We start from the raw sequence: 25,198 nt of genomic DNA on the forward strand, positions 1-25,198 counted from the left end.
GGACATCAGTCCTCTTCCGTGGTGGGGCCGAGGGCACGGGCCAGCTCGGCGATGGTCGGATGGCGCAGGGCGGTGCCCGGATCGACGACGAGGCCGGCCGCCCCGGCGACGGACAGCACCCGCAGCAGGGCCAGCGAGTCACCGCCGAGGTCGCGGAAGCGGTCGTGGACGCCGACCCGGTCGAGGCCGAGCACGTGCTGCCACGCCTCGGCCAGCCGCCGCTCGGTGGCCGTGCGGGGCGCCGCGTACGGAGCCCGGACGACCGTGGTCTCGCGCCGCGCCCCGGCCGCCGCCGCGCCCGCGCGGTCGTACTTGCCGTTCGCCGTCAGGGGCAGGGCGTCCACGATCCGGTACGAGGCCGGGACGAACGGGGCCGGCAGCGCGGCCTCCACCCGGGCCCGCAGCTCCGCCGCCGGCGGGGCGGCCCCGTCGGCCGGCACCACCCAGGCCGTGAGCCGCTGCCCGCCCGAGGGCCCGGGGACGGCGTCCACGAGGACCTCGCGCACCCGCGGGTCGGCGCCGAGCACGGCCTCCACCTCCGCGGGCTCGACGCGGTGGCCGCCGACCTTGAGCTGCCGGTCCGCGCGGCCGGCGAACTCCAGCCGCCCGTCCGGCAGGACCCGGGCGAGGTCACCGGTGCGGTACAGCCGGGCGCCGGGCGGGCCGTACGGGTCGGGCACGAAGCGCTCGGCGGTCAGGCCGGGCCGGCCCACGTACCCGCGGGCCAGGCCCGGGCCGCCGATGTGCACCTCGCCGACGACGCCGTCGGGCACCGCGAGCAGGTCCTCGTCCAGCAGCCGCAGCGTCGTGCCCGGCAGCGCGGAGCCCAGCGGTACGAGCGCCCGGCCGACGGGTCCGGACAGGCGGTACGCCGCCGCGGCCACGGTCGCCTCGGTCGGCCCGTACTCCGCGGCCAGCCGCATCCGCCCGCCGGCGGCCGCGATCCGGGCCGCGACCCGCTCGGCCTGCCGGGCCGGGTAGGCGTCACCGGCGCAGACCAGCAGCCCGGCCAGCGCGCCGAGCTGCGCGTCGTCCAGGTGGGCCTCCAGCAGCGCGAGATGACCCGGCGTCATGCCGACGAAGGCGTACGGGGCCCAGGACGCCAGCAGCTTCGCGAACTCGTCCGGCTCGAACCGCTGCGGCAGTACGTACACGGTCCGGCCGGTCAGCAGGGGGACGAACAGGGCGGGGACGCCGAGGTCGGCGCCGACGGAGGTGAAGAAGGGGGCACCGCCCGTCCCGGCTCCCGCGTACGCGGCCGCGGCCCAGCGCAGGTAGTGGGCCAGGGCCCGGTGGTCGACGGCGACGCCCTTGGGTTCGCCGGTGGAGCCGGAGGTGTGCAGGACGTAGGCCAGGCGGCCCGGGTCGAGGTCGCGGGCGGGGCTCCGTGGCGGCTGCGGCGCAGCCGCGCCGTCCTCGGCGGCTCCGGCCGCGAGCACCGGCGTGCACGGGGCGGTGCGGGAGGCGTGGGCGCTCTCCGTCACCACCAGCCGGCAGCCGGCGCCGGCGAACACCGCCCGTAGCCGGGCGTCCGGCGTGCAGGGATCGCACGGCACGTACGCCGCCCCGGCCTTCCAGACGGCGAGCAGCGCCACCACCAGGTCCGCCCCGCGGTCCAGGAGCACGCCCACCCGGTCCTCGGGACCGACGCCCAGTCCGCGCAGCCGCCGGGCCAGCAGTCCGGCCCGGGAGTCGAGCTCGGCGTAGGTCAGGCGGCCGTCGAGGGTGACGAGGGCCGTCGCCCCCGGGGTACGGGCGGCCTGCGCCTCGAAGGCGGCGAGGGTGTCCTCGAACTCCGGGGCGGGCTCGAACTCCGCGGTGGGCTCGAACTCCGGGGTGTCCTCGAACTCCGGGGCGGCCGCGTCCGGGCCGGCGGGCAGCACGCGCCGGCCCGCGTCGAGCTCAGGGGCCTCGGGATACCCGCGCCGGGCGTCGCCGTCCGCACCCCCGGCGGCCATGTCGGACAGGACCGCGAGGTAGAGCCGGGCGAGCCGGTCGGCACGGTCGCGCCGCAGGGTCCGGGTGTCGGAGGCGATGGTGAGGTGGTCGCGCAGCGGGGTGCCGACCACCACCGGGAACTCGTTCGGGCTGTCGTCGACGGTGGCGGCCGTGTCGACGAGATCGGTGTCGACCTGGTGGAAGTCCAGGTAGTGGAAGAGCACGTCGACCAGGTGGGGGTCACCGCCGGGGCGGCGCATCGCGGGCATCGGGAACCGGCGGTGCGGCCAGAGCGCGATCTCGGCGGCGAAGGTCCGCCGGGCCAGCTCGCCCCACGTCCGGGCGCCGCGTTCGTAGGGGAAGGGCACCGAGTTGAGGTACATGCCGGAGACCCGGTCCGCCCCGCTGACCTCGGGCCGGGCGTCCGCCACCATGCCCCCGCGGAAGCGGTCCTGGCGGGTCAGCAGGCTCAGCACCTTCGCGTGCGCGGCGTGCAGCACGCTCTTGTACGGCACGCCGGTCTGTGAGGCGAGCGCCTGGAGCCCGGGCCGCAGGGCGTGCAGGGGCAGGTCCAGGCGGTACCGCCCGGCCGGCGCGTTCCGGCCGCCCGACCAGCCCGACGGCAGCCGGAACTTCTCGTACGCGTCGAGGAGTCCGTGCCAGTAGACCCGGTCCTCCTCGCCGGCCAGGGAGCGCAGCTCCGCCGCGATGAAGTCGGCGTAGCGCACGGCCGGCGCCGCCGGTGCCGGATCGGGCTCCTGCCCGTCGCGCAGCCGCCCGTAGGCGCTCAGCATCTCCATCAGCTGCGAGTGGTAGCTCCACCCCTCGATGACCGGGTGGCACTCGGTGATCGACAGCCACCAGCCGTCGTCGTCCAGCACGTGCGTGGCCATCCGCATCAGCGGCGCGCACGAGACGTCGAAGAGCCGCGCGCGGTCGGCGCGGGCGAAGGCCGCCAGCGCCGGCCACCGCTCGTCCTCGGGCAGGTGCCGCAGGTCGTCGTGGACGTACGGCATCGCCCCGCGGGCGTGCACGATCTGCAGCGGCCGCTCGGGGCCGCCGAGCACGAAGGACGTCCGCATCACCTCGTGCCGGGCGACGACCAGGTCGGCCGCGGCGCGGAAGGCCACCGGGTCGAAGGGCCGCCCGTCACGGATCCGGAACGAGGTGACGTTGTGGTACCGGTTCACCTCGGGGTCGCGGAACAGCTCCACGAACATCCCGGCCTGGGTGAGCGAGACGGGATAGGCGTCGACGGCGTCGGCGGGCAGCGCGACCCGTTCGCCGGCCGACAGCAGCGCGAACGGGGCGACCGGTTCGAAGGCCGCCTCCCCGGCCGGCGCGCCCGCCGCCGCGTCCTGACGCAGCGCCCGGCAGAGCCGGGCCACCGTGCGGTGCTCGAAGACGTCGCGGACCGCCACCCGGCGGCCCGACTCGCGCAGCGCCCCCACCAGCGCGACGGCCCGCAGCGAGTCACCGCCCAGGTCGAAGAAGTTGTCGTGGACGCCGATCCGCTCCAGGCCCAGCACCTCGGACCACACCCCGGCCATGACCCGCTCGTCCTCGTCGCGCGGGGCGACGTGCTCGCCGACGGCGGTCGCGGCGCGCCCGGGGGCGGGCAGGGCGGTGCGGTCGAGCTTGCCGTTGGCGGTCAGCGGCAGCGCGTCGAGCGTGACGAACGCCGACGGCACCATGTACTCGGGCAGGCGCGCGCCCAGCAGCCCGCGCAGCCGGGCCGGAGCGAGCGCGGCGGAGCCGGCGCCCGGGGCCGGCACCAGATAGGCGACCAGGCGCCTGTCGCCCGGCGCGTCCTCCCGGACCAGGGCCACGGCCTCGGCCACGGCGGGGTCCGAGGTCAGCACGGTCTCGATCTCGCCGGGCTCGATCCGGTAGCCGCGCAGCTTGACCTGGTGGTCGGCGCGCGAGACGAAGTCGAGGTCGCCGTCCGGCATGACGCGCGCGAGGTCGCCGGTGCGGTACAGCCGGGAGCCGGGCGGGCCGTACGGGTCGGGCAGGAAGCGCTCGGCGGTCAGGCCGGGCCGGTTCGCGTAGCCGCGGGCGAGGCCGACGCCGCCGACGCACACCTCGCCGACGCTGCCGATCGGCACCGGGCGCAGGTCCCCGTCCAGGACCCGCATGGTGGTGTTGGGGATGGCCCGGCCGATGGAGACCAGCTCGGAGTCCACGCGGCCGCCGACGAAGTGCGCCGAGTTGCCGACGGTGATCTCCGTGGGACCGTACTCGGCGGCCAACCGCCGGCCGCCGGAGCCCTCCGGCTCCAGCCAGCGGTTGGCCAGCCGTCCGGTGAAGGAGTCGCCCGCGGCGATCACCAGGTGGGCCAGGTCCCGGCGCTGCTCGGGGGACAACTGCCGGGAGAGCAGGTCCAGATGGCCCGGGGTGAGCTTGAGGAACGCGTACGGGGCCTCCTGGAGCAGCAGCCGGCCCAGCTCGGTGATGTCGAAGTCCTGGTCGAGCAGATGGACCGGCTGCCCCGTCATCAGGGGGGTGAACAGGTCGGGCATGCCGAGGTCGAAGGCCACGGAGGAGAACAGCGCGGCTCCGCCCGTCCCGGCGCTCGCGTACGCGTCGACGGTCCAGCCCAGGTAGTTGGCGAGCCCCCGGTGGGTGACCAGCACGCCCTTGGGGCGGCCGGTGGAGCCGGAGGTGTAGATCACGTAGGCGAGGTGGTCGATGTCGTAGCCGCCGGCCGGCGGTTCGACGGGGGTGGCGGCGAGGCCGCCGACGACCGCGCGCTCGGCGTCGTCGTCGAGCACCACGGGACGGGCGGCCGTACCCGCCAGCCGGTCCGCGTACCGCAGTTCGGTGACGGCGAGCCGGGTGCCGGTGTCGGCGAGCATGAACGCCAGGCGCTCGTCCGGATAGCCGGGATCGAGGGGGACGTACGCCGCGCCGGTGCGCCAGACGGCCAGCAGGGTGGCCACCAGCTCGGGGCCGCGGTCGAGGAGCACACCGACGGTGCTCTCCGGCCCCGCGCCGAGCCCGCGCAGCCGCCGGGCGATCCGATGGGCCAGCGCGTCGAGCTCCCCGTAGGTCACGCGGCGCCCGCCGTGGACCACGGCGACCGCCCCGGGCGTCGCCGCCGCCCGGCGCGAGACGGTCTCGTGCACGGGCCGCAGCGCCCCGGGGTCCAGGGGCGTACGGGTGGCCAGGGGTTCGGCCGGGCCGTCCAGCAGCAGGGCGCGCTCGTGCGCGTCGAAGATGTCCAGCTCCGAGACCCGGCTGCCGGGGGACGCGGCGACGGCGCCCAGCAGGCGGGTGTAGTGGCCGGTGATCCGGCGGGCCGTGGCGGCGTCGAAGAGCGCGGTGGCGTACTCCAGCGAGCCCCGCAGGGAGCCGTCGCCCTGTTCCTCCAGGTGGACGGTGAGGTCGAAACGGGCGGTGCGGCCGGGCACCCCGACCGGCCCGGCCGTCACCCCGGGAAGGTCGAGGGGTTCGGCGGCGTCGGCCCGGGTCAGGTCGAACATCACCTGGAACACGGGGGTGGCGGACAGGTCGCGGTCCGGCTCCAGGGCGTCGGCCAGCCGGTCGAAGGGGGCCGAGCGGTGGTCGAAGGCGGCCAGCACCGTGTCCCGGTTGCGTTCCAGCAGCCGGGCGAAGGACTCGTCACCGTCCCAGCGGGCGCGCATCACCAGGCTGTCCGAGGCGTAGCCGGCCATCGTGGCGAGCTCGGGGCGGATCCGCGCGGACACCGAGGTGCCGACGGCGATGTCGCGCGTCCCGACGTAGCGCGACAGCAGCACCTGGAAGGCGGTGAGCAGCACCATGAACGAGGAGGCGCCGCCCTCGCCGGCCAGGGCGGCCAGCCGCCCGGCGACCGGGGCGGGCACCGTGAAGTCCTCCAGCGCGCCCGCCCAGGACCGTACGGCCGGGCGCGGCCGGTCGGTGGGCAGGTCGAGGGAGGACAGTCCGGCCAGGTGGGCGCGCCACCAGTCGAGCGCGCGGCCGACCTCCGGGCCGTCCTGCTCCGCGTTGAGCCAGCCCGCGTAGTCGGCGTACTGCACCGGCTCCGCCGCCAGGGCGGGGGCGCGCCCCTCGGCCTGCGCCCGGTACAGCTCGGACAGCTCCGCGAGCAGCAGGGGGCGGGTGGCGGCGTCGCAGGCGATGTGGTGGAGGACGACGACCAGCAGGTGGTCGTCCTCGGCGAAGCGGACCAGGCGCACGCGCAGCGGTGCCTGCGCGGCGAGGTCGAAGGGCCGCAGCGACTCCTCCTCCACGATCTCCCGGACCGCCGCCGCCCGTCCGTCCGCGGACAGCCCGCGTCCGGTCTCGGTGAAGTCGGCGGGGCCCGGGGCCCGGACCACCTGCCGGGGCTCCGACCCGACCAGCACGTAGTGGGTGCGCAGGATCTCGTGGCGCTCGCACAGCAGGTCGAAGGCGCGGCGCAGCCGGTCCGCCCGGAGCGGCCCGCGCAGCCGGTACGCCACCGGCAGCAGGTACTCCGGTCCGGCGGGGTCCAGTTGGTGCAGGAACCACATCTGGCGCTGTCCGGCGGACAGGGCGAGCGGCTCCTCACGGGGCAGCCGCGGGATGCCCCGGCGGGCGCGCGGAGCGGAACCGGACAGCCGGCGGCGCAGGAGCTCCTCGCGCAGGGCCGCGGCGGACGCGGCGGACGCGTCCGCGGGGGGCGGGGTGGCTTCGGTCATGCGTGGTACTCCCTGTGTGCGGCGTCCAGCTCGGCATCGCTCAGCTCCGCGATCTCGCGCCGTACGGCGTCCTCGACGGCCTCGGCCAGTCCGGCGACGGTGGGCCGGTCGAAGAGGGCGCGCAGCGGCAGCGTCACCCCGTACTCCTCCTGGATCCGGGCGACGACCCGGGCGGCGCGGACGGAGTCCCCGCCCAGGGCGAAGAAGCCGTGGCGGGCGCCGATCCGGGGCGCGCGCCCGTCGGGTCCGGCCAGCACCGCGCGCCAGATCGCGGCGATGCCCTCCTCCAGCGGCCCCCGGGGGGCGGTGTACGGCTCGTCGTCGGTCGCCGTGCTCAGGTCGGGCGCGGGCAGCGCCGCGAGGTCGACCTTGTGGTGCCGGGTCAGGGGCAGCGCCGCGAGCGGCACGACCAGCGTCGGGAGCATGTACGCGGGCAGGTGGCGCGCGCAGTGCTCCAGCAGCTCGCCCCGCGCGGGCAGCGCCGCGCCGGCGGGGACGCAGTAGGCGACCAGCCGGGCCGCGTCCCCGGTCCCGTGGGCGACGACCACCGCCTGGGCCACGCCGGGGTGTTCGGCCAGCACCGCGCCCACCTCGCCGGTCTCCACCCGGCGGCCGCGGATCCTGACCTGGCCGTCGGCGCGGCCGACGAAGACGAGCGTGCCGTCCGCGAGCGTCCGGGCCAGGTCGCCGGTGCGGTACAGCCGGGATCCCGGCGGACCGTACGGGTCGGGCACGAAGCGTTCCGCGGTGAGGCCCGGCCGGCCCGGATAGCCCCGGGCCACCCCGAGTCCGCCCACGCACAGCTCACCGGTCGCGCCCGGGGGCACGGGGCGCAGCAGCGCGTCCAGGACGCGGGCGCTGGCGTGCGGGTACGGCCGCCCGATGGCGACGGTCGTCACGTCCCGCGGTATCTCCCAGCGGGTCGCGGCGACGGTGGTCTCGGTCGGACCGTACTCGTTGACGAACCGCTTGAGGCGGCGGGACAGCTCCCGGGCGAGGTCGGGCGGGCACGGCTCGCCGCCGGTCTGCCCGACGAGCCGCCGGTGGCCGAGCCCGGCGTCCAGGAACATGCGCCACTGCGGGGCCACCGCCTGGAGGTGGGTGACACCGGTGCGCTCGATCAGCGCGGGCAGGCCCGCGTGGTCGTCGGCCTCCCCGTCACCGGCCAGGACCACGCGTCCGCCGGACACCAGCGGCATCACCAGTTCGGTGAAGGAGATGTCGAAGGTGGCCGGGGCGAGCGCGAGCCAGGCGTCGTCCGGCCCGCGGCCGAAGTCCAGGTGGTCGGCACAGGCGCGCAGCAGGCGCAGCAGCGCCCGGTGTTCGACGCCCACGGCCTTGGGACGGCCGGTGGAACCGGAGGTGTAGACGAGGTAGGCGAGGCGCGCCGGGTCGCCGGGGTCGCCCGGGGGCGGGGAGGCGGGAGCGGCGGCCGCCGGGGACGGGGGGCCGTCGACGGTGAGCACCGCACCCGGGTGACGGGGGGCCAGGCGCGCCCGGCCGGCCTCGTCCGACACCAGTACGGCGGCCCGGCAGTCGCCCAGCACGTACGCCAGCCGCTCGTCGGGCGCGGTCCGGTCCAGCGGCACGTACGCCGCTCCGGTCTGCCAGACGCCGAGCAGGGCGGCGATCAGATCGGGGGTCCGCGGCAGCATCACGGCGACCGCGGTCTCCGGGCCGGCGCCCAGGGCGCGCAGCCGGCGGGCGAACCAGTCGGCACGCTCCCGCAGGCGGGCGTAGGTCCACCGCTCGTCGCCGCACACGACGGCGGTGGCGTCCGGGGTCCTGCGCGCCCGCTCGGTGAACGCGGCGTGGACGCAGCCGTCGGGCTCGCCGGCTGCCGCGGGCGCGGCCGCCCCGAGGGCGAGCAGGCGGTCGCGTTCGGCGTCGGGCAGCAGTTCGGCGGCGGCCAGCGGGGCCGACGGGGAGTCGGCGAAGGACTCCAGGAGCCGGACCCAGCAGGCCGCCAGCCGGTCCACGGTGGCCGCGTCGAACAGGGCGGTCGCGTACTCCACCATGCCCAGCAGGGTGCCGTCCGCCTGCCGCTGCACCACGAAGGTCAGGTCGGTGCGGGCGGAGCACCAGGCCGCGGCGAACGCGTCCAGGTCGTCCGCGCGCAGCGCGGTCCCGGTGCGTCCCTCCTCGTGGAAGTCGAACATCACCTGGTACAGGGGGGTGCGGGACGGGTCGCGCGGCGGCCGCAGCTCCCGCACGAGGCGCTCGAAGGGCAGGTCCCGGTGGGCGAGGGCGTCCAGCACGGTCTCGCGGACCGAGGCGAGCGCGTCGCGGACCGGCAGGCCGGCGTCCAGCCGGCAGTCGAGCACCAGGGTGTTGAGGAAGTAGCCGACGGTGTCGGCGACTTCGGGCCGGTCCCGGCCGGCGACGGGCATGCCGAGGGTGACGTCCGCGCGGCCGGTGAGCCGGGCGAGCAACGCGGCGAAGCCGGCCAGCAGCGTCTGGTGGAGGGTGGCGCCCGACTCCCGGCCGAGGTCGGCGAGCCGCCCCGTCAGGGCGGCCGGCACCACGAAGGTGCGCAGGGCCCCCCGCCCGTCGCGCTCGGCGGGGCGCGGCCGGTCCGCCGGCAGCTCCAGGGGCGTGGCGCCGGCCAGGGCCGCCTTCCAGTACGCCAGGTCGCGGTCGGCGCCGCCGGCCGCGGCCGCGTCAAGGCGGCGGCGCTGCCAGGCGGCATGGTCCGCGTACTGCGCGCCGACCTCGGGGAGCGCGGGCCGCCGGCCGGTGTGGACGGCCTCGCCCAGGGCGCGCAGGTCGCGGTCCAGGAGCACCGAGGACCAGCCGTCGCAGGCGATGTGGTGGACGGCCAGCAACAGGACCTGGCCCCCGTCGTCGGTGCGCACCAGCAGCGCGCGCCACACCGGCCCGTGCTCCAGGTCGAAGCCCCGTTCCAGCTCCCCGGCCGCGAGCCCGCGCAGGGCGTCGGCGTCGGCCGCGTCGGCGACGCGCAGGTCCACGGGCCGGCCGGGACCGTCCACGAGCTGTACGGGCTGCCCGTCGCGCAGCGCGTAGCGGGTGCGCAGGATCTCGTGCCGGTCCGCCAGCAGCCCGAGGGCGGTTCCGATGGTTCCCGCCGTCCATGCGGCGGGCAGCCGGATCCACACCAGCTCGGCCCATTCAGGGCTGCCGGGCCGCATGCGCTCCAGCAGCCACAGGCCCTGCTGCCCGCTCGACAGCGGCAGCGCGTCGCCGCGCGGGACGCGCCCCACGGCGTCCTCCTCCACCGGGGCGGGCCCCCGGTCCGGGGAGCCGTCCGGCGCGGGGGAGTCCCCGGCACCGTCCAGGAGGGCGGCCTGCTCCGCCACGGTGACGGCCGAGAAGAGGGCGCGCAGCTCGATCCGCCGGCCCGAGGCGGCGGTCAGCCGTCCCGCGAGCCGCCCCAGCAGCAGGGAGGAGCCGCCGGCCGCGAAGAAGTCGTCGTGGGCGCCGAGGGTCTCGGCGGGCACGTCCAGCGTCTGCGCCCAGGCCTGGACGACGGCCTGCTCGGCGGGGGTGCGCGGCGGCACGTGGGGCCGTGCGGCGCCGTCCGCGCCGGGCGCGGGCAGAGCGGCCCGGTCGGTCTTGCCGCTGGCGGTCCGCGGGAAGGAGGCCACGACGGTGAACACGCGCGGAACCAGCTGCTCCGGCAGGACGCGGCGGGCGAACTCCCGCAGCTCGGCGGCGTCGGGCGCGGTGCCGTGCGGCTGGATCCAGGCCACGAGCCGGTGCCCGCCGTCGCGGTCGGCCACCGCGTCGACGACGGCCGCGTCCACGCGCGGGTGGGCGAGGAGCGCGGCCTCGACCTCCCCGGGCTCGATCCGTACGCCGTTGACCTTGATCTGCCGGTCCAGCCGGCCGAGGTACTCCAGCTCGCCGGTGGCCGAGCGGCGCACGAGGTCGCCGGTGCGGTACAGCCGGGCGCCGGGCGGGCCGAAGGGGTCGGGGACGAAGCGCTCGGCGGTCAGCGCGGGCCGCCCGAGGTAGCCGGTGGCGACGCCGGCCCCGCCGGCGTACAGCTCTCCGGTGCCGCCCGGTCCGACGGGACGGCCCTGCGGGTCCAGCACCAGCGCGCTCAGCCCCCCGATGGGGCGCCCGATGGGCACCGGACCCGCGGTCACGGCGGGATCGAAGCGGTGCTCGGTGATGTCCACGGAGCACTCGGTGGGCCCGTAGGTGTTCCAGATCTCCGCCTGCGGCGCGCGCTCCAGCAGCCGGTGGCACAGCTCCGCGTGGAGCGGCTCGCCGGCGCTGAACAGCAGCCGCAGGGAACGGCAGCCGTCCCAGCCCGGGGCGTTGGCCAGGGCGTTCCACACCGAGGGCACGGCCTGGAGGACCGTGACGCGGCCGGCGGCCACCGCGTCGAGCATCGCGGCCGGGTCGCGCTCGACGCCCTGCGGCGCGAGGACGACGGTGCCGCCGCTGACGAGCGGGGCGAACAGCTCCAGACCGGCGGCGTCGAAGCCGACGGTGGTCTTCAGCAGCATCCGGTCGCCGGGGCCCAGACCGTGCCGGGAGGCCAGGTGGCGCACCCGGTTGGCGATCCCGCCGTGCGGGACGACGACCCCCTTGGGGCGGCCGGTGGAGCCGGAGGTGTGGAGCACGTAGGCCGGGTCGCCGGCGGCTGCGGCGCCGGGCAACTCGCCTGTCGGCTGCGCAACTTCGTCCGCCCCGCCGGGCTCGTCGAGCACCAGCAGGCGGGTGCCCCCGCGGCGCGGGAACGCCGCGGCGACGGCACGCTCGGTCAGCACCAGCGGCGTCCGCGTGTCGGCGAGGGTCCAGGACAGGCGCTCGGCCGGGTGGTCCGGGTCCATGGGTACGTAGCCGGCGCCCGCCCGCCACACCGCCAGCAGGGCCACCACCAGATCGGGGCTCCGGCGCAGCGACACCCCGACCAGGCTCCCCGGCCCGATGCCGAGGGCCGCCAGACGCCCCGCCAGCCGGGCGGACCGCCGGGCCAGTTCCCGGTAGGTCAGGGAACCCGTGCCGGCGGTCGCACCGTCGACCGCGAGCGCGTCGGGGGTGGCGGCGGCCTGCGCCACGACCAGCTCGGCGAGCAGCGGGAGCGGGTCCGGCGCGCCCGCCGGGTCGGGTCGCACGGGCGACCGGTGCGCGGGGGCCGGCAGCGTCCCGTCGTTCACAGATGCTCCTTCGGCGAAATCGCCCCGGACAGGGGCGGGCAGGGGGAAGGCCGGCGGACTCCTCAGCCGGCGGCGGAGCGCTCCATCCGGCGGCGCAGGCTCAGCGGACGCATGTCGGTCCACACCGCCTCGATGCGGCTGAGGCACTCCTCCCGGCTGCCCTCCGTCCCCTCGGCGTACCAGCCGGCCGGCAGCGGCCGGTCGGCCCACCAGATCGAGAACTGCTCCTCGTCGTTGTGGACCACGAGGTAGGCGCGGTCGTTGTTCTGGTCGTCCATGTGGTCTTCCCAGGCTCGGGCGGGACAGGGATGGGGGCGGGAGGCGGTCGGACGCCCGGGGTCAGTCGGAGTCCGCGTGGACGATCCGCCGCACGTTCGCCTCGAACTCGGGGTAGGTGCCCGCACGGTGGGCGATCTCGGTGATGTGCTCCGCGATCTCCTGGAAGGTCCGTCCGTCGAACCCCTCCAGCCCCTCCAGCACCTTCAGGTCGAGCTCGTTCTCCAGGTCGAGCAGGACCTGGACCATCGAGAAGGAATCGAGGTCGCGCAGCTCTTCCGGCTCGGGGACGTCGGGCTGCTCGGCGCAGATGGTGGCGGCCGTCCGGCGAATCAGTTCCGTGAATTCCTCGATGAAGGTCGGGGTTTCTTCCGCGACGGTCTCATTGTCCAGGATCATGTTCGGATTACGCTCCTCAAGGGTGTACGCGGATGAACTGTCCGAGGTCGGTCGGGCGTCTGCCGGACGGAATTCGAGGCCTGCCGCTGACCGGGTCCGACCGTAGTTCGGGGCCCGCCACAGGGTCAATGCGCGGATCCCCGCTTTGCCCGCGGGCGTCCCGCCGGCGAGACACCGCAGGCCGTTTCGGCGTCCCGCCCCCGGCTGCCGCGGCCGGTCGGTCCGCTTTCGGCCCGGCTCTTCCCGGGAAGTCTTGACCCCCGTCGCCGTGCGTGCGTACGGTCCGGTGATTCCCCTCGCCCAGGCCGATGAGACGCCGCGGGCTTCCGCATTGCCGACCGCATTTTCCGGCGGTACGCATTCCCGAGGGACGCGGCCGGACACCGGCCGACGGTGACCACCGCGAAAGAGGCGAGTGCCCCATGTTCTTCCCGCACACCGAGACCCGGCGGGTCGCGCTGCGCCCGGCCGGCGCCGACGACGCCGCCGCGGCGTACGAGGTCCTGCTCCGGCTGGGAACCGCCGGGCTGCCCGTGCTCGACGTCTTCACCCAGACCTTCGGGCAGGGGCTGGCGGCGTGCTTCCTCGTCCGTGACAAGGACACGGACGAGGTCGTCGGGCTCAGCACCGTCTCCGCGGTCAATCCGGCGGGCCACCTCCGGATCGAGGTCCACCTCACCGGCGACACGGCCGGAGAAATCAGCGGCGACGTCCACGCGCTGACCGCGAACTTCGCGTTCTCCATGTGGCGCACCCGGAAGGTGTACATTCACCGCACGTCGCCGGACATCCGTGCCATCGGATTCGGCGACGCCCACGAAGCCATGGTGCGGACCGAGGCGATCCTGCCCGAGCAGACGTATTTCCACGGAAGGCTGTGGGACGTCCACGTCCTCGCAATTCACCGTGACGACTGGAATACGCACGGCGTGGCTCTCCTGGAGAAAATCGTCTGAACCCCCGGAGGCCGGGGTGCTTGCCACGGCCGGCTCTTGCAATCCTGACGACCACCCTGTTGGAGGTGACGTGCCGCGATGACCCAGCATGTATGGGGTTACCTGCCCGAGTACGACGAAGAACGCGCTGACATTCTTGACGCGGTGGACACGGTGTTCAGCTCGGGGCAACTGGTGCTGGGGAAGAGCGTCAGCGCCTTCGAGCGGGAGTTCGCCGATTACCACGGCCTCGCCCACTGCGTCGGCGTCGACAACGGGACCAACGCGATCGTGCTCGGCCTGCGCGCCCTGGGCATCGGCCCCGGCGACGAGGTGATCACGGTGTCGAACACCGCCGCGCCGACCGTCATCGCCATCGACGCCGTCGGTGCCGTGCCGGTCTTCGTCGACATCGACCCCGACACGTACCTGATGGACGTGGACCAGGTGGCCGGCGTCATCACCGAGCGGACCCGCTGCCTGCTCCCCGTCCACCTGTACGGGCAGTGCGTGGACATGGCGCCCCTGCGGGCGCTGGCCGAGGCCCACGGCCTGGTGATCCTGGAGGACTGCGCGCAGGCGCACGGCGCCCGCCACCACGGCACGCTCGCGGGCACGATGGGCGCCGCCGCCGCGTTCTCCTTCTACCCGACCAAGGTCCTCGGGGCCTACGGGGACGGCGGCGCCACGGTGTCCGACGACCCGGAGGTGGACGCCCGCCTGCGCCGGCTGCGCTTCTACGGCATGGAGAACCGCTACTACGTCGTCGAGACCCCCGGCTACAACAGCCGCCTCGACGAGGTGCAGGCCGAGATCCTGCGCCGCAAACTGACCCGCCTCGACACCTACACGGCCCGGCGCCGGGCCATCGCGCAGCGGTACGAGGAGGCCTTCGCGGGCACCGCCCTGATCACCCCGAAGACCGCACCGGGCAACGAGCACGTCTACTACGTCTACGTGGTGCGCCATCCGCTGCGGGACAGGATCATCGAGGAGCTGAAGGCGGAGCACGACATCGCGCTGAACATCAGCTACCCGTGGCCGGTGCACACCCAGTCCGGCTTCGCCCACCTCGGGTACGCCGCGGACGCGCTGCCGGTCACGACCCGCGTGGCGGACGAGATCTTCTCCCTGCCCATGTACCCCTCCCTCTCCGACAAGGAGCAGGAGCGGGTCATCGACGCGGTGTCCGACGTCCTGGGAAGGCTCTGAGCCCGGTGATCCTCAAGTCCACCGCCGAGTTCCACGCCTGGTGGGCCGAACGCCACCGGGCCGGTGCGTTCTCGGTCCGTCGCATCCCCCTCGAAGCCCTGGACGCGTGGGAGTTCGACCCGCTGACCGGCAACCTCGGGCACACCAGCGGCCGGTTCTTCACGGTCGAAGGGCTCCAGGTCCGCGACGGCGGCACGGAGATCTGGTCGCAGCCGGTCATCCACCAGCCCGAGATCGGCATCCTCGGCATCCTCGTCAAGGAGTTCGACGGCGTCCTGCACTGCCTGATGCAGGCCAAGATGGAGCCGGGGAACTCCAACACGCTCCAGCTCTCCCCGACGGTCCAGGCGACCCGCAGCAACTACATGAAGGTGCACCGCGGGACCTCCACCCGCTACCTGGAGCACTTCACGGGGCCGGACCGCGGCCGGGTGCTCGTGGACGTGCTCCAGTCCGAGCAGGGCGCCTGGTTCTGGCGCAAGCGCAACCGGAACATGGTGGTGCTCGCGACCGGGGACGTGCCGGAGCACGAGGACTTCCGCTGGCTCCCCCTGGACCTCGTCCGCGAACTGATGGCGGTGGACCACCTCGTCAACATGGACGCCCGCACCGTGCTGTCCTGCATGCCGTTCCTGGTCCCCGAGGACGCCCGCACACCCACTGGCGACTCCTTCCGCGACGCCCTGGTGCGCTCCTACCGGGACGGGCCCGCGACGGACGGCCGCTTCGGCACGGACGGCGCGCAGAGGATCCTCAGCTGGTTCAACGAGGCGAAGACCGGCGTCGACTGGACCGCCCGGCTGATCCCGCTGGCCGACGTCGCCGGCTGGAAGCGCGACGACTGGGAGATCACCGACGAGTCGGCCGAGAGCTTCCGCATCATCGCCGTCGAGGTCACGGCCGGCAACCGCGAGGTCGCACGGTGGACCCAGCCCCTGCTCCACCCGCGCGGGGAGGGCCGGGCGGCGTTCGTCGCCAGGACGGTCGACGGGACGCTCCGGCTCCTGGTGCGCGCCCGGCCCGAGTACGGCCTGATGGACCAGGTGGAGATGGCGCCGACGGTGCACCTGCACCCGGGCCAGGACGTGGACGCCGTCCAGGAGCCCTTCCTGCGCGACGCCCTGCTCCCGGACGGCGGCACGACGCGCTACGACCGCGTCCTGTCGGAGGAGGGCGGCCGTTTCCACCACGCCGGCACGCGCTACCAGATCATCGAGGTGGGCGAGGACTTCCCGGCCGCCGTACCGCCCCACCTGTGCTGGATGACGGTCCGTGAGCTGACCGGCCTGCTCCGCCACGGGCACTACCTCAACATCGAGGCCCGGTCCCTGCTCACCTGTCTGCTCAGCCTGTGCTGAGCGGGCGCCGACCGGGCGGGCCGGACGGGCTGGGTGATGTGAACGCGCGCGAAACTCCGAGACGGGTGGGGCCATGTTTGATGCGGCACGAGTAACCGAAACGAAGATCAAGGGGGCCTACCGGATCGTCCCCAACAAGTACCCGGACCGGCGCGGATCCTTCTACGAGGCCTTCCGCGCCGAGATCCTGACGGAGATCATCGGCTATCCGTTCACCGTCGGGCAGGCGAACTACTCCGTCAGCTGCCGCAACACCATGCGCGGCATCCACAGCACCTCGCTCGCGCCCGGCCAGGCGAAGCTGGTCACCTGCGTGCGCGGCGCCGTCCTCGACGTCGCCGTGGACCTGAGGGTGGGCTCGCCCACCTTCGGCATGTACGAGATGACCCCGCAGGACGAGGAGTCCGGCACCGCCGTCTACCTCGCCGACGGCATCGGCCACGCGTTCCTGTCCCTGACCGACGACGCGTGCATGAACTACCTGTGCTCGGAGGCGTACATCCCCGGCACGATGATCGAGGTCAACCCGCTGGACCCGGACATCGGGATCCCGTGGGGGATCGAGGAACCGCCCGTCATGTCGGAGAAGGACGCCGCCGCGCCGACCCTGGCGGAGGCGGTGTCCCTCGGCATGCTCCCGACCTACGAGGAGTGCCTCGCCCACTACGAGGCGCTGAAGCAGCGCGCGATCAAGGGCTGACGCCCCACGGGGCGTCCCGGCCCACCGGGCGCCCGTCTTCTCACCCCATGCTGAGCGGAGTTCTTCCACATGTTCAAAAGCACGAGCGACAGACTGCGCATCGGGATCATGGGGTGCGCGGACATCGCCTGGCGGCGCACGCTCCCGGCCGTCGAGGGCAACCCGGCCGTGGAGGTCGCGGCGATCGCCAGCCGGAGCCGGGAGTCCGCCGTCCGGTTCACCGACCGGTTCGGTGGGGTGCCGGTCGAGGGGTACGACGCGCTGCTCGAACGCGACGACGTCGACGCCGTCTACCTACCGCTGCCCGGACGGTTGCACGCCGAGTGGGTCTCCCGGGCGCTGGAGGCGGGCAAGCACGTCCTGGTGGAGAAGCCGCTGACGGCGAGCCGCGAGGACACCGTCCGGCTGGTCGCCGACGCGCGGGCGCGCGGGCTGGTCCTGCTGGAGAACTACATGTTCCTCTACCACTCCCAGCACACGGCGGTGCGCAAGGCCCTGGCCGACGGCGCCATCGGCGAGGTGCGCGAGTTCACCAGCGCGTTCACCATCCCGCCGAAGCCCGCCGGCGACATCCGCTACCAGCGCGCGGTCGGTGGCGGCGCCTTCCTCGACTTCGGGGGCTATCCGGTGCGGGCGGCCCAGTACTTCCTCGGCAGCGACCTGAAGGTCGTCGGCGCGGTGTTCCGGCACGACCGGAGCCGGGGCGTGGTGCTGTCCGGCAGCGTCCTGCTGTGCACGCCCGAGGGAGTGCCCGCCCGGCTCACCTTCGGGATGGAGCACTCGTACCGCAACACCTACAGCCTCTCGGGGAGCACCGGGCGCATCGTCCTCGACCGCGCCTTCACACCGCCGGAGACGTACCAGCCGGTGATGCGCGTCGAGCGCCAGGACCACCAGGAGCAGTTCGTCCTGCCGGCCGACCACCAGTTCGCGAACGTCGTCGACACCTTCGCGGGCGCCGTCCTCAGGGGCCTCGACGTGCGCGAGCACCAGGAGGGCTCCCTGCGCCAGGCCGCGCTGGTCGAGGAGATCCGCGCGCACGCGCTCGTCGTCGAGGTCTGAGCCGTACGACGGCCGGTGCCCCGCCCGGAAGGGCGGGGCACCGGCCGTACGCGTGCGTGCGGGAAGGACGGCCCGCTACGGCAGGAAGCCGTCGACGCGGGTGCCCGCGCCCCGCGCGCGGGCCTCGTCCCGCACCCAGCGCGCCAGGGCGAGGTCCAGCACGCCCAGACCGAAGGGGGAGAACACCGCGGTCCGCCCCGGGTCCCTGCGGAAGCCGGATCCGCCGCGCAGCAGCGACCCGATCGTCGTGTCGATGAACTCCCTTCCGCCCGAGGCGAGTTCGGCCAGGTGCAGCGAGGTCCGCTCCCGGCACACGTGGTCGGCGTCGTCGACGACGTTCTGGGCTCCCAGGATCGCCTCGACGGTCAGGTCGCGCAGCGAGACGTGCAGGACCGTCGCCCCCGGCCGGCACGCGGACAGGTCCAGGTGGGGCTCGCCGGCGGAGGTCGCGAGGGAGACCAGCCGGTGGGAGCCGAGCGCCTCCCGCGCCTGCTCCACCACCTTGAACGCGAGGTCCGGCGCGTCCGCGGCGGCCTCGGCGGCGAAGGCCTCGGCGCGGGCGCGGTCCGTGTCGAACAGCACGGCCTCGCGCAGCATGGGCAGCCGGACCTTCACGAAGCGGAGCACCTCGCGGTTGATGGGGCCGCAGCCGACCAGGGCGATCCCGTGCGGCTCCGGGCCGGTGACCAGGTGGGCGGCGGCGAGCGCCGCGGAGGCAGCGGTGCGCCGGGCCGAGATCAGGGAGGCCTCGATCAGGGCCTCCGGGCGGCCGTCGACGGTGGAGTTGAGGATCATGGCCGCGCTCGCCCGTTCCCGGCCGGCCGCGATGTTGCCGGGGAAGCTCGCGATCCACTTCATCCCGGCCACCGCGTCCTCACCCCCCAGGTAGGCGGGCAGGCCGATGATGCGGTCGCGGGGGCTGTCGGGGAAGCGCAGGAACACCGAGCGGGGCAGGGCGGTGCGGCCCTCGTCGTGCAGGCGGTAGGTGTCGCCGACCAGCGAGAGGATCCGTTCCTCCTGCCCCCGCATGACGTCGCGCACTTCACCATGACCGATGACCAGCAAGGGAGTCTCCTTCGTACCGAGGGGATGTGAGGGCGAGGCCCAGGCCCGTGCCGGGACCTGGGCCTCGTGCGTGACCGGGGCGGGGGCGCGGCGTCCGCGCGGCCCCCGCTCAGCCGGAAGCCGTCGCCGCGCGCAGCGCCGCGTACGCGTCGCCGGCGTCGTGCGCGGCCGGCGCCGGGAGCGGGACCTCGCCGAAGTGCCGGCGCACCCAGTGGTCCGAGTAGATGGTGTCCAGGTAGCGGTCCCCGCCGTCCGGCAGGATCAGGACGCAGGTCGAGCCGGCCGGGATCTCCGGCGCCAGCTTCTCCAGCGCGGCGACCAGGGCGCCGGAGGACCCCCCGGCGAGGACGGCCTCGCGCCGCACCAGCCGCCGGCAGCCGGCCACCGCCTCGAGGTCGCTGACGTGCACCACGCGGTCGGCGGCCGTGGGATCGAACACGGCGGGCACCACGGCGGCGCCGTGCCCCGGGATCAGACGGGAGCAGGACACCGGCGAGTCGAACAGCCTGCTGCCCACCGCGTCGACCGCGACGACCGTGGTGGCCAGGCCGTGCCTGCGGACGTACGCCGCGCATCCGCCCAGGGTCCCCGTGGTGCCGGCCGCGCAGAACACGTAGTCCACCGAGCCGCGCAGCGCCTGGTCGATCTCGCGCATCGTCTCCAGGTGGGCCCGGGGGTTGAGCGGGTTGGAGTACTGGCCCGGCACGTAGGCGTGCGGCACGGTCGCCGCCAGCTCGGAGACCCGGCGCAGCCGCTGGGGCAGGAACTCCCCGGTCTCGGGGTCGGGCACGCCGACGACCTCCACCTCGGCCCCGTAGGCCCGCAGGATCGCGAGGTTCTGCTCCGTGGTGCGCGGGTCCACCACGCAGATGAACCGCAGCCCGTGGTAGCAGCAGATCTGCGCGAGGCCGATCGCGAGGTTCCCCGAACTGGACTCGATCACCGTGGTCCTGCCGGGCACGGCCTCACCGGTGCGCAGCCCCTCCAGCAGCATGGCCAGCGCGGAGCGGTCCTTGATGCTGCCACCGGGGTTGAAGCGCTCCATCTTGGCGTGGACCCGCAGTCCGTGGTCGGCGGAGATCCGCTCCAGCTCGACCAGGGGCGTGTTCCCCACCGTCGCCAGGATCCCCTTGAGCGTGTGCGCGGTCACCGGCTCCCCCTGCCCTGAGAACGTCGTGCTGTACGTCGTGCCGTACGTGGGATCCCGGCGGGCGAGGACCGCCTGCCGGGAGATCGCCCGCGGGTACCGGGCACGGTCAGTACCCGGTGGCCGGGCGGGGCAGGTCCTCGGGCCCGAGGAGGTCGGGCCGCGTCCATCCGTCGAGGTCGTAGTCCGCCATGCACTGGTCCGCGAAGCCCTTCAGGGCGTCGGCCTGCCCGCGCGCCTGGTAGCTCAGCAGGGTCTGCACGCGGATGCCCTCGTGGTCGCCGCCGTAGTTGCGCTCGTACAGCTCGTGCCGTCCGGCGAACTCCGTGCCGACCGCGTCCCACAGCAGCTTGAGCAGCTTGACCCGGTCGACGGCCTCCACCCCGCGCGAGCCCCGCAGGTAGCGGTCCAGGTAGGGCCGGATCTCGGGGTTCTTCCAGTCGCTGGAGTGGGAGTTGAGGTAGATCAGACCACTGCCGAGGACCTGCTGGATGATCTCCCGGATCCTCGGGTAGCCGATGCCCATGAACGTCCGGTACGCGAGGCCGTAGTTGAGGTTCGGCTGCACGGCTCCGTTCACCCACTCCGTGGGCGACTTCGCCATCGCGTCCGACATCCCCCAGAACATGTCGCGCCAGTTGAGGACCTCGCCGATCTGCGCCTGCACGCCGCGGAAGCCGGAGGTCCCGGTCACCTCGACGGCCTTCAGCAGGCAGCCGGCGATGAAGTCGATCTTGACGGCGAGGCGGGTGACCCCGTGGAAGGTGAACCGCTCCAGGAACCCCGACCGGGTGGCGAACGAGTTGGCCGCGGCCGCGTCGTACATGAACACGTTCTCCCACGGGACCAGCACCCGGTCGAGCACCATGATCGAGTCGTTCTCGTCCAGCCGGCTCGACAGCGGGTAGTCGAACGGGCTGCCCAGCAGCGCCGCGTGCATCTCGTAGGAGGTCCGGCAGAACAGCTTCAGCCCGGGGGAGTCCATCGGCATCGTGAAGGTGAGCGCGAAGCGCTTGTCACGCAGCGGCAGACCCATGTGGGCGATCAGGTTCGCGTTCGTGATCGCCGAGGCGGTGGCCACGACCTTGGCGCCCGAGACGATCAGGCCGGCGTCGGTCTCCTCCTCCACGTGCACGCACACGTCGGCCGTCCGGTCGGCCGGCCGGTCGCGGTCCACCGGCGGGTGGACGATCGCGTGGTTGAAGTAGAGCACCCGCTCCTGCGCCCGCCGGTACCAGGCCCGGGCGTTGCCGGCGAACGGCCCGTAGAAGTCCGCGTTCGCGTCGAGGGTCCCGAAGAAGGCCGCCTTGTAGTCCGGGGTACGGCCCATCCAGCCGTACACGCGCCGCTGCCAGGCGACCATGGCGTCCCGCGCGGCCACCAGGTCCCCGGAGCTCCTCGCGGTCTTGAAGAACGGGTGCGTGAACCCGCCGTTGCCGGTGTCGGTCGGGACGCTCAGCACGCCCTTGGACTCCGGCTCGTGCAGCGCGTCGTACAGCTGCGCCACGGACCTGGCGCTGTTGCGGAACGCCGGGTGCGCGGTGACGTCCCGCACCCGCTCTCCGTGGATGTACACCTCGCGGCCGTCCCGCAGGGACTCCAGGTACTCCGCCCCGTTCATCGGGCGGACATCGTTGGGCGCGTCGCTCGTCGGACCTGGTGTGTTCGTCAACTGGGCCTTCTCTCGGGAAAAAGTGGCCGGCCTGAAGGGCTGCGTCGCCGGTGCTGCGCGGGAGCCGTCCGGACGGGGGGAGGTCCGTGCGGACCGCGTGGCCGGACAGGCCCGTCCGCCGCCCCGGCCGAGGACTCCGGGGGCGCGGCGACGGGAACGGGGAGCGGGAAACGGCCTGGCGCGACGGCCCGCCGGCGCGTTCCGCGTCCCGCCGGCGAGACGGGGGGAGGACGTGTGTGACGCCGTCCTGCGACCTCGTCCGAGACGAACGTCTCCAACAGTCCGACCAAGGTATCGTCCACCGGCCGGACCTCCGGCGGGAAGAGATCACGACGGTAAAGTCCGAACCGTGCCTCACTCCACGACTGCTTCTCAGCCCGTTCGGCGGAGTCCACGGGACTGGATCGTGGACACCGCCCTGTTCCTGCTCGCGGTGGCCTACGGAGTGGCGATCGCGAAGAGCCGCACCCAGGTGACCCCGGAGCCCGGGTTCAACTGGATGCACGTCGAGCAGATGGCCGGCGCGTTCGGCTGCGTCCTGCTGTGGCTGCGCCGCAGCAGGCCGGTCGAGGTCGCCTGCGTACTGATGGCGCTCTCGGTGCCGTTCGAGATGGTCTCGGGCGCCATGCTCGCGGCATTGTTCTCCGTAGCGGTGCACCGCAAGCCGCGGACCACCGCGATCGTCTACGCGGCCAGCCTGCTGCCGGTCGTCGGCGACTCCCTGCTGCGCCCGGACCCCGCCATGTCGGCGTTCCACTACGCCGTCTTCGGGACCATCGTCCAGGGGTGTGCCGTCGGGTGGGGGCTGTTCGTCCACCACCGGCGCCAACTGCTCGTCAGGGTGGCCTCCGAGGCACAGCTGAGGGCGGAGCAGGCACAGATGCGGGCCCGCGAGGAGGTGGCCCGGGAGATGCACGACGTACTCGGGCACCGGCTGTCGCTGCTCACCCTGCACGCCGGCGCGCTGGAATACCGGCCCGACGCCCCCAGCGAGGACATCGCCCGGGCGGCCGGGGTGATCCGGGAGAGCGCGCACCAGGCGCTGCAGGAGCTGCGCGAGGTCCTGACGGTGCTGCGCGCACCGGAGACCGGCGAACGCCCCCAGCCCACGCTGGGGGACGTGCACCGGCTCGTCGCGGAATCGTGCACGGCCGGGATGCGGGTACGCCTCCTCAAGGAGATCCCGCAGGCGGTCCCGGACCTCATCGGCCGCACGGCCTACCGGGTCGTGCAGGAGGCCCTGACCAACGTGCGCAAGCACGCGCCGGGAGCCCCCGCGAGCGTCCACGTGACCGGGGGAGAGGGCGACGGCCTCACCGTCGAGGTGACCAACCCGACCCCCGGCACCCGGCCCGCGGGCGTCGCGCGCGGCCCCGCCGGACACGGGCTGGCGGGGCTCGCCGAGCGGGTGTCGCTCGCCGGCGGACGGCTGGAGTACGGCCCCACCGGCAACGGCGGCTGGGGGATCACGGCGCGGCTGCCCTGGCCGTAGCGCCGGCCTCCCCCGGTACGGGACGGCACCCCGCAGCGAACGCGCACCGCAACAGAACGCCGCGAGCGCGGCGTGACCGATCAACGAACAGGAGAGTCCAGCAGTGGCGAAAGAGTTGAATCCGAAGGCGGGCGAATCCACCGAGGTCTCGGAACCGCTCTGGGGCCAAGTGCTCGTCTGCCTGGTCTTCGGGCTGGTCGGAGCCGGGATCTGCTGGCTGGCCAAGGCGCTCGCGAAGTGGGTGGTGACCCTGCCCTGGGCGCCCATGCAGGGCCCGGCGAAACTGGTCTCCGCGATCCCCGAACCCGGTCTGACCATCGGGGCGATCGTCCTCGGCGGCCTGGCCGGCCTGATCGCCGGCTTCCTCGTCAAGTTCAGCGAGCTGTCCGTCACCGTGTCCGACACCCGGGTGCTGTTCACCCGCAAGGGAGAGTCGCGGGAATTCGCCGGTTCCGACATCGCCATGGCCTTCCGCGACGGCAAGCAGCTCGTCCTGCTCGGCCACGGCACCGAGGAACTGGCGCGCGAGGACTGCGACCAGGACCGGCGCCGGCTCGCCGACGCCTTCACCGGGCACGGCTACGCCTGGGCGGAGGAGGACCCCCACAAGGCGGAGTTCCAGCTGTGGGTGCCGGAGAGCCCCCACCTGCCCGCCCAGGCGCACGCCCTGTTCAAGGCCCGCCAGCAGTTCCTGAAGAAGCCGGGCTCGGCGGAGGAACTCGAGGAACTGCGCCGCGACCTCCAGCGCCTCGACCTCGTCGTGTGCGACCGCAGCAAGCGCCAGTACTGGCGCCGGCTCGCGCGCTGACCGGCGGTGGCCCCGGCCGGACGGCCGCCCGGGGTCACCGGGCGCCGGCTCACCGGGCGCCGGGCTCACCGGGCGCCGGCGGCCACCCACTCCTCCAGCTCCCGCGCCACCGCGTTCGCGTGCGGCGCCGCCCGCACCTCCTCGCGCAGGTCGCGGGCGCGGGCGCCGAAGGCGGGGTCCCCGAGGAGCCGGAGCAGGCCCGCGCGGACGGCTGGCCCCGTGGCCCGGGTCGCGTGCGTGGTGAGGCCCGCGCCGTGCGCGGCCAGCCGGCCGGACAGGAGCGGCTGGTCCACGTCCCAGGGCAGGGCGAGCTGGGGCACGCCGTAGAACGCCGCCGTGGTGAGCGTGCCCACCCCGGCGTGGTGGATCACCGCCGCGCAGGTCGGCAGCAGCGCCTGCATCGGTACGTAGGGCACCAGCCGGGCGTTGCCGGGAACCCGCCGCAGCTCCTTGGCGGCCTTCTCGCTCACCGTCGCCACCAGCTCGATGTCCAGGTCGGCGACGTGGTCGAGGATGTCCTGGACGTCCACCGGGTAGGCGAGGCCGTGGTCGCTGACCGTCAGGCCGAGCGTCAGGGCCACGCGGGGGCGGCGCGGCGGCTCCCACAGCCAGCGCGGCACGACCGCCGGCCCGCCGTACGGGGTGAAGCGCAGCGACCGGTAGTCGAGGCCGGGGGCGTGCACCTGGAGCGAGGGGGGCAGCAGGTCGATGGAGAACCGGCCGGTGGCCATGGACTCCGTGAACCCGCCCCCGTACCGCCGGGCGTAGCCGTCGAGCCACGCGCCGAGCGGGTCGTCGCCCCGCTCGCCCTCCGGCAGGGCGTCGCGCAGCCGCCGGAAGCGCTGCCGGGCGATCCCGTAGACGTCCGCCCCGATCAGCATGCGGGCGTGGGCGGCGCCGACGGCCTCGGCCGCGATCGCACCGGCGAAGGTCAGCGGCTCCCAGACCACCAGGTCCGGCTTCCAGTGCCGGGCGAACTCGACGAGCCCCGGCGCCAGCGGCGCGTTCGTCATCTTGTGCGCCGCCTCGATCCGCACCCGGTACGCCTCGCGCAGCCACGGCAGCGTGATGTCCCCGGCGGCGCGTTCCGCCGCGTCGTACGGCTCGGCCAGCCCCGGGGCCAGCCGCGCCCCGCTGCCCTTGAGCCGGCCGGCGACCTGCCACAGGTCGCGGTCGCTGCCGACGGGCACGGCCGTCAGCCCGGCCCGGGTGACGGCGTCGGTCAGCTTCGGCTGGCAGGCCACCCGTACCTCGTGGCCGGCGGTGCGCAGCGCCCACGCGAGCGGGGCCATGAGCAGGAAGTGGGTGCGCTCGGGATAGCACGTGAACAGGATGCGCATG

Annotated in this window: 15 protein-coding genes; 7 read left to right on the forward strand and 8 right to left on the reverse strand. The window is 74.5% G+C overall.

What is annotated here, in order from left to right; all coding sequences use genetic code 11:
* Nucleotides 1-5: 5 nt before the first annotated feature.
* The 4 genes from AB0D45_RS09835 to AB0D45_RS09850 all read right to left on the reverse strand — a co-directional run bounded on the left by AB0D45_RS09835 (nt 6) and on the right by AB0D45_RS09850 (nt 12,406).
* On the reverse strand, nt 6-6,602 hold the full coding sequence (locus AB0D45_RS09835) for an amino acid adenylation domain-containing protein (protein WP_362456625.1): 6,597 nt from the start codon (nt 6,600-6,602) through the stop codon (nt 6-8).
* On the reverse strand, nt 6,599-11,731 hold the full coding sequence (locus AB0D45_RS09840; RefSeq protein ID WP_362456628.1) for an amino acid adenylation domain-containing protein: 5,133 nt from the start codon (nt 11,729-11,731) through the stop codon (nt 6,599-6,601). The genes AB0D45_RS09835 and AB0D45_RS09840 overlap by 4 nt, the downstream gene beginning before the upstream one ends.
* Nucleotides 11,732-11,793: 62 nt before the next feature.
* Nucleotides 11,794-12,009 carry an MbtH family NRPS accessory protein gene (locus tag AB0D45_RS09845; RefSeq protein WP_361599449.1) on the reverse strand — a complete coding sequence of 72 codons (216 nt, stop codon included), beginning with the start codon at nt 12,007-12,009 and terminating at the stop codon, nt 11,794-11,796.
* Between the two features lie 61 nt (nt 12,010-12,070).
* Complete coding sequence (locus AB0D45_RS09850) at nt 12,071-12,406, reverse strand: hypothetical protein (RefSeq protein WP_361599452.1); 336 nt, start codon at nt 12,404-12,406, stop codon at nt 12,071-12,073.
* Nucleotides 12,407-12,828: 422 nt separating this feature from the next.
* On the opposite strand from AB0D45_RS09850, the gene AB0D45_RS09855 reads away from it, so the two are divergent.
* The 5 genes from AB0D45_RS09855 (at nt 12,829) to AB0D45_RS09875 (ending at nt 17,673) form a co-directional block, all read left to right on the forward strand.
* Nucleotides 12,829-13,362: a hypothetical protein gene (locus AB0D45_RS09855; RefSeq protein WP_362456632.1), complete on the forward strand. Its 534-nt coding sequence runs from the start codon at nt 12,829-12,831 to the stop codon at nt 13,360-13,362.
* A 78-nt stretch (nt 13,363-13,440) separates the two neighbouring features.
* Complete coding sequence (locus AB0D45_RS09860; RefSeq protein WP_362456635.1) at nt 13,441-14,553, forward strand: DegT/DnrJ/EryC1/StrS family aminotransferase; 1,113 nt, start codon at nt 13,441-13,443, stop codon at nt 14,551-14,553.
* Nucleotides 14,554-14,558: 5 nt separating this feature from the next.
* Complete coding sequence (locus AB0D45_RS09865) at nt 14,559-15,911, forward strand: NDP-hexose 2,3-dehydratase family protein (RefSeq protein WP_362456638.1); 1,353 nt, start codon at nt 14,559-14,561, stop codon at nt 15,909-15,911.
* A gap of 73 nt (nt 15,912-15,984) precedes the next feature.
* Nucleotides 15,985-16,611 carry a dTDP-4-dehydrorhamnose 3,5-epimerase gene (rfbC, locus tag AB0D45_RS09870; protein ID WP_361599464.1) on the forward strand — a complete coding sequence of 209 codons (627 nt, stop codon included), beginning with the start codon at nt 15,985-15,987 and terminating at the stop codon, nt 16,609-16,611.
* A gap of 69 nt (nt 16,612-16,680) precedes the next feature.
* A complete protein-coding gene (locus AB0D45_RS09875; RefSeq protein ID WP_362456641.1) occupies nt 16,681-17,673 on the forward strand; it encodes a Gfo/Idh/MocA family oxidoreductase in 993 nt (330 codons plus the stop codon).
* A 75-nt stretch (nt 17,674-17,748) separates the two neighbouring features.
* Here the strand turns inward: AB0D45_RS09875 and sbnB are convergent, their stop codons facing one another.
* The 3 genes from sbnB to AB0D45_RS09890 all read right to left on the reverse strand — a co-directional run bounded on the left by sbnB (nt 17,749) and on the right by AB0D45_RS09890 (nt 21,506).
* Nucleotides 17,749-18,738, reverse strand: a complete 990-nt coding sequence (sbnB, locus tag AB0D45_RS09880) for a 2,3-diaminopropionate biosynthesis protein SbnB (RefSeq protein WP_362456644.1) — start codon at nt 18,736-18,738, stop codon at nt 17,749-17,751.
* A gap of 109 nt (nt 18,739-18,847) precedes the next feature.
* Nucleotides 18,848-19,888, reverse strand: coding sequence for a 2,3-diaminopropionate biosynthesis protein SbnA (sbnA, locus tag AB0D45_RS09885; RefSeq protein ID WP_362456647.1), 1,041 nt, complete (start codon nt 19,886-19,888; stop codon nt 18,848-18,850).
* Nucleotides 19,889-19,994: 106 nt separating this feature from the next.
* On the reverse strand, nt 19,995-21,506 hold the full coding sequence (locus tag AB0D45_RS09890; protein ID WP_362456816.1) for a 4-hydroxyphenylacetate 3-hydroxylase N-terminal domain-containing protein: 1,512 nt from the start codon (nt 21,504-21,506) through the stop codon (nt 19,995-19,997).
* 457 nt (nt 21,507-21,963) lie between these two features.
* Here AB0D45_RS09890 and AB0D45_RS09895 point away from each other — a divergent pair, with 457 nt between their 5' ends.
* Both AB0D45_RS09895 and AB0D45_RS09900 read left to right on the forward strand, forming a co-directional pair.
* Nucleotides 21,964-23,049, forward strand: a complete 1,086-nt coding sequence (locus tag AB0D45_RS09895; RefSeq protein WP_362456650.1) for a histidine kinase — start codon at nt 21,964-21,966, stop codon at nt 23,047-23,049.
* 103 nt (nt 23,050-23,152) lie between these two features.
* Nucleotides 23,153-23,857: a hypothetical protein gene (locus AB0D45_RS09900; protein ID WP_362456653.1), complete on the forward strand. Its 705-nt coding sequence runs from the start codon at nt 23,153-23,155 to the stop codon at nt 23,855-23,857.
* A gap of 65 nt (nt 23,858-23,922) precedes the next feature.
* On the opposite strand, the gene AB0D45_RS09905 is transcribed toward AB0D45_RS09900, so the two are convergent.
* Nucleotides 23,923-25,197 (reverse strand): activator-dependent family glycosyltransferase, encoded by a 1,275-nt coding sequence (locus AB0D45_RS09905; protein WP_362456656.1) that lies wholly within the window; start codon nt 25,195-25,197, stop codon nt 23,923-23,925.
* Between the last annotated feature and the right edge of the window lies 1 nt (nt 25,198).

The sequence above is a fragment of the Streptomyces sp. NPDC048352 genome, assembly GCF_040651895.1.
Lineage (GTDB): Bacteria > Actinomycetota > Actinomycetes > Streptomycetales > Streptomycetaceae > Streptomyces.

Excerpts from the sequence above, each read along its gene's own strand:
- AB0D45_RS09860 (WP_362456635.1), top strand. The coding sequence starts at position 13,441 with ATGACCCAGCATGTATGGGGTTACCTGCCCGAGTACGACGAAGAACGC.
- AB0D45_RS09845 (WP_361599449.1), bottom strand. The coding sequence starts at position 12,009 with ATGGACGACCAGAACAACGACCGCGCCTACCTCGTGGTCCACAACGAC.
- AB0D45_RS09890 (WP_362456816.1), bottom strand. The coding sequence starts at position 21,506 with ATGAACGGGGCGGAGTACCTGGAGTCCCTGCGGGACGGCCGCGAGGTG.
- AB0D45_RS09905 (WP_362456656.1), bottom strand. The coding sequence starts at position 25,197 with ATGCGCATCCTGTTCACGTGCTATCCCGAGCGCACCCACTTCCTGCTC.
- rfbC (WP_361599464.1), top strand. The coding sequence starts at position 15,985 with ATGTTTGATGCGGCACGAGTAACCGAAACGAAGATCAAGGGGGCCTAC.
- AB0D45_RS09850 (WP_361599452.1), bottom strand. The coding sequence starts at position 12,406 with ATGATCCTGGACAATGAGACCGTCGCGGAAGAAACCCCGACCTTCATC.
- AB0D45_RS09875 (WP_362456641.1), top strand. The coding sequence starts at position 16,681 with ATGTTCAAAAGCACGAGCGACAGACTGCGCATCGGGATCATGGGGTGC.
- AB0D45_RS09855 (WP_362456632.1), top strand. The coding sequence starts at position 12,829 with ATGTTCTTCCCGCACACCGAGACCCGGCGGGTCGCGCTGCGCCCGGCC.
- AB0D45_RS09835 (WP_362456625.1), bottom strand. The coding sequence starts at position 6,602 with ATGACCGAAGCCACCCCGCCCCCCGCGGACGCGTCCGCCGCGTCCGCC.